The sequence below is a fragment of the Chitinispirillales bacterium genome (assembly GCA_031254455.1).
GTDB lineage: Bacteria > Fibrobacterota > Chitinivibrionia > Chitinivibrionales > Chitinivibrionaceae > WRFX01.
Genome location: JAIRUI010000088.1, coordinates 1 through 4,710, shown reverse-complemented (window position 1 = coordinate 4,710; position 4,710 = coordinate 1). Strand labels below are relative to the sequence as shown.

Below are 4,710 nucleotides of genomic sequence, written 5' to 3'. Positions count from 1 at the left end.
TTATCATTCATCGACAAGTTATTCGTCGGCTGCGAAACTTTTTGCGGATTATAATTTGGATTACGAGTTTGTTTTCTTTCATTAAAATCGTTTTCCTCAAAAGAATATTGTTTAACAGGCCGCTCGCGTATTATATCTCTTGCCGGAATATTTATTACGCCGTCAATCCCGTTTTTATATCCTCTTCTTCCATATTTTCTCGTCCAATCGGATATTGCCTGTCCATTTCCGCCCTCAACAGAATTAAAATCTCTACGAAGTTGTTCCACATCTTCTTTGTAAATTCTTTCTTTTTCCTGCATAGATAACTTGTTCCAATCTTCCGCTTCACTTGCAAATTCACCGTTGAAATTTTTCATTTTTATCTCCTCCGCCCAATTTTATTAGAATCATTAGACCAAAAATACTTTTTTTGGTTCCCTCAAATATATTTTCTCTATTTATTCATAAATTTTATAAACACGATTCCGTCATACTTTGCATACGAACGGATTTTAATAAATTCTATTCATACCGCAATGCTTCAATCGGTTTTGCGCATTTGGCGTCTAAAATAGAAACATAGGCGGCGTCGCATGAAACGGACAAGACGTCTCTGTCTCGTCCAAATGCGAAAATTGCAAAAAACAAAAACAATAATATTGTTTTATTCATAGTTAATTGTTTTGAAAGCGTTTTTTCTAAAAACATTCATAGTGAAAATATATTGCGGCGCAATATAATAGTAAGATTTATTTACTTATATACTATATATTGTATAATAATATAATCTCAAAAATATATAACTTGATATAATATTAAATAATCTTGATTATGATAAAGTCATGAAATTAATATTGGAATCTCTTGTATAATGGAATTTTTGATTAATTATCGGTGTGAGGCGGATATTATTTTATCTAAGTTTCAATCCAAAAAGACATTAATTTTTTCAAACGGAAACAAAAAATGGATAATACGTTCGGCGTGATTTACAGAACGACTACGTTCGGGGAAAGTCACAGCAAAGGAGTCGGCGCGGTTATTGACGGCTGCCCGCCCAACATCGAAATAAGCGAAAGTTTAATTCAAAAGCAATTAGACAGGAGAAAGCCAGGACTTAATAAATTTACGACTCAGCGCGGTGAAAGCGATACGGCTATAATACTTTCGGGAGTGGAAAACGGCAAAACGCTTGGAACGCCTATCGCGGTAGTTGTGACGAACGGTGAATTTCGTCCTGACGACTATAAAGAATTTGCAAATGTTCCGCGTCCGTCGCATGCCGATTTTACTTACAGAGAAAAGTTTGCGATTTCGGCGTCAAGCGGCGGTGGAAGAGCGAGCGCAAGAGAGACTGTCGGGCGGGTGATTTCCGGTGCGATAGCTCAACGGGTTCTTAAAAATTTCGGAATTGAAATCGTCGCGTTTGTTAGTCGAATCGGTGAAATTTGCGTAAAAGACATCGATGAAAACGCAATAACGCAGGAAATAATCGACGCTTCGGCGTCGAAGTGTCCGAACGCCTTGATTTCGGATTTGATGGAAAAAGAAATAGAAAAGGTTAAAGCGCAAAAGAATTCGATAGGCGCTGTCGTTTCTTGCGTTTGCAGAGGCGTGCCGACGGGGCTTGGCAATCCGGTTTTTGACAAAATCGACGCTTTGCTTGCACAGGCGATGCTGTCTATTCCCGCCGCGAAAGGTTTTGAAATCGGAAGCGGTTTTTCATCAAGTAAAATGAAAGGGAGCGAACATAACGACGCTTTTGTTATGAAAAACGGCGTTTTACGGACAAAAACCAACAACAGCGGCGGGGTTCAAGGCGGCATAACAAACGGAGAAAATATTGTTTTTAACGTCGCATTCAAGCCTACTGCGACAATCGGACTTGCGCAGGATACCGTCGGCTATGACACAAATTCGGTAACGCTTGAAGGAAAGGGGCGTCACGATCCTTGTGTAGCCGTTCGCGCCGTTCCCGTAGTCGAGGCGATGGCGGCAATGGTTCTTTTGGATTGCTTGATGCGGCAGAAAGCGATAAAATAACCAAAAAACAAAGCCAATAATACAGGTTTATCGCGCAAGATCACTTAACCATGAATTTTTTGGCGACTCCGTTGATTTCGTAAACGTATGCGCCGCGCGAATAGTTTGTCGTGTTGAGCAAAATTCTGTCGAAAACGTAATCCACCTGTTTCGTATCTATTAAACGTCCTCTTACGTCGTAGATTTTCATTGTCGCGGTTTCACCCGGACGCAGTTTGTATGCCAATTCGGTAGATTTCTTAACAATCTGTGTCGAAACGGTATTTCCTTTTCCGGGCAGCGAATAGATTTCATATTGAGAAAATAATTCATAGTCTACTATATAATTCCCTTTATTAACAATAAGTACGTAATTACCGTTTGACATTAAATGTAATTTTCCACTAATATTTATTTCTGCCGCTCCAAAATCTTTAAGCATGTTTCCATCTTCATTGTATAGTCGCAAAGTAGTTTTATTTGGTAACTCATTATTTGAAAAATATACAAGAAACTCCAATTTATTATCTAGGTTAAATATTTTTTCCGATACTTCAGATATTGAAAACTTATAACCGTCAAGCGATGGTATATCAATAGATTTTCTCAAAGAAAAATCCTCGTTATAAATTTTATTGTCAATAACGTATCCCTTGAAATCAGTATTGACATAATAATTAAAATTTTTTACATTCTCAAACGTATGCAATAAATTTATTTGAGCGTCGGCAGCCCCAAACAAAGTGAAGAGAATAAACGTTGAAAAATAGTACGTTTTTTTCATAACGCCGTCCTTTTTTATAAAACAATAATAAATATAAGTAATTTGTGTAAGATTTGCACAGAAATAATGAAGCGGACAAAAGTCCGCTTCAAAGTATATACTTACGCAATCGCTTTCATCGCCGTCATATAGCCGCGAAGTTCTGCGCCTACGCACTCAATCGGATGATTGCGAATGAGGTCGTTTATCTCAATTAAGTAACGGTTATCAACGCCGTTATCTTTGACCGCCAAAGGTTTTCCGATAACGTCGGCGCCAAGATTTTCTACGAAATCCTTAAGAAGCGGTATCGCAGAATTGCTGAAAAGATAGTTTCCGTATTCTGCGGTATCCGAGATTACGACGTTCATTTCATAAAGTTTCTTGCGTGAAATCGTGTTTGCGATGAGCGGAACTTCGTGCAACGACTCGTAATAAGCCGATTCTTCCAAAATCCCCGCGTCCGTCATCGTTTCAAACGCCAACTCGACGCCCGCCTTTACAAACGCGGCCATTAAAATAGCGTTGTCAAAATATTCCTGCTCTCTTATCGAATCTTTTGCGTTGCTTTTCGCCTTTTCAAACGCGGTTTCACCGGTTTCTTTGCGCCATCTAAGCAAATCTTTGTCGCCCGCGGCCCAATCTTCCATCATAATTTTGGAAAAATCACCGTCTAAAATGTCGTCCATGTGCTTTTGATAAAGCGGCGTCAGAATTTCTTTTATTTCTTCGGCGAGTTCAAACGCTTTGATTTTAGCCGGATTGCTTAATCTGTCCATCATATTGGTAATTCCGCCGTGTTTGAGCGCTTCGGTAATGGTTTCCCAGCCGTATTGAATGAGCGTCGATGCGTAAGACGGATCTATTTTGTTTTTTATCATTTTGTCGAAAGCCAAAATCGAGCCGGTTTGCAGCATTCCGCAAAGAATCGTCTGTTCGCCCATAAGGTCGGATTTCACTTCGGCGACAAATGAACTCTCTAAAACGCCCGCCCTGTCTCCGCCCGTTCCGCAGCAATACGCTTTTGCTATTTCAAAACCGTCGGCGTTGGGGTCGTTTTCGGGGTGGACGGCAATGAGTGTCGGAACGCCGAAACCGCGTTTGTATTCTTCGCGGACTTCCGAGCCGGGACTTTTGGGCGCTACCATAATTACCGTTATGTCCGGACGAACCTGCATTCCGTCTTCGACAATGTTAAATCCGTGCGAATAAAGCAGAGACGCGCCCTTTTTCATGAGCGGCATAACGGCGTTTACGACCGGAGTGTGCTGTTTGTCGGGAGTGAGGTTTGCGACCAAATCCGCCGTCGGAATCAGTTCTTCGTAAACGCCGACCTTGAATCCGTTTTCGGATGCGTTTTTGAAACTTTGACGCTTTGTTTCGATCGCTTCTTTTCTAAGCGCATACGATACGTCCAATCCGCTGTCCCTTAAATTCAAGCCCTGATTAAGACCCTGTGCGCCGCAACCGATTATTACGATCTTCTTGCCTTTAAGTTTTTCGACTCCGTTAAATTCGTCCGAATCCATAAAACGGCATTTACCCAATTCCCAAACCTTCTTACTGAACGGGATACTGTTAAAATAATTCTTACCCATAACTTCCTTCTTTTTGTTTTTTCGTTAAAATCAATGATAAAATATTTTTTTTACAGACAAAGAAGGACGTAAATCTTTTTATATATGCGTTTTATTAAATCTCCCGTCACTTGCCTCGTCAAAAGCCGCAGAGAAAAAAAATTTGATTTTCTTTGCCGAAATTCAATATTTGTTTGGGAATTATATATCTTCCAAAAATATCATCATTTATTTTGTGAAAATAATATTGGTTCAATCCTAGTTAAGGATAAAAAAATACCATGTTTTTATATAAAATACTATATTGCATTCACAGAGTGTACACATCTATAAAATCAAGATAATTTTAACGGATTTTCTCTTATT

At 39.5% G+C, this 4,710-nt stretch carries 5 protein-coding genes; 1 reads left to right on the top strand and 4 read right to left on the bottom strand.

What is annotated here, in order from left to right:
* Together LBH98_06695 and LBH98_06690 are read right to left on the bottom strand one after the other, a co-directional pair.
* Positions 1-359 (bottom strand): hypothetical protein (locus LBH98_06695; GenBank protein MDR0304436.1); only part of this gene is annotated, 359 nt, incomplete at its 3' end.
* Between the two features lie 145 nt (positions 360-504).
* A complete protein-coding gene (locus tag LBH98_06690; GenBank protein MDR0304435.1) occupies positions 505-654 on the bottom strand; it encodes a hypothetical protein in 150 nt (49 codons plus the stop codon).
* Between the two features lie 294 nt (positions 655-948).
* Here LBH98_06690 and aroC point away from each other — a divergent pair, with 294 nt between their 5' ends.
* A complete protein-coding gene (aroC, locus tag LBH98_06685; protein ID MDR0304434.1) occupies positions 949-2,025 on the top strand; it encodes a chorismate synthase in 1,077 nt (358 codons plus the stop codon).
* Between the two features lie 40 nt (positions 2,026-2,065).
* Here aroC and LBH98_06680 read toward each other — a convergent pair whose 3' ends face one another.
* Together LBH98_06680 and ilvC are read right to left on the bottom strand one after the other, a co-directional pair.
* Positions 2,066-2,788, bottom strand: coding sequence for a hypothetical protein (locus tag LBH98_06680; protein MDR0304433.1), 723 nt, complete (start codon positions 2,786-2,788; stop codon positions 2,066-2,068).
* Positions 2,789-2,889: 101 nt separating this feature from the next.
* A complete protein-coding gene (ilvC, locus tag LBH98_06675) occupies positions 2,890-4,365 on the bottom strand; it encodes a ketol-acid reductoisomerase (GenBank protein MDR0304432.1) in 1,476 nt (491 codons plus the stop codon).
* Positions 4,366-4,710 lie beyond the last annotated feature (345 nt).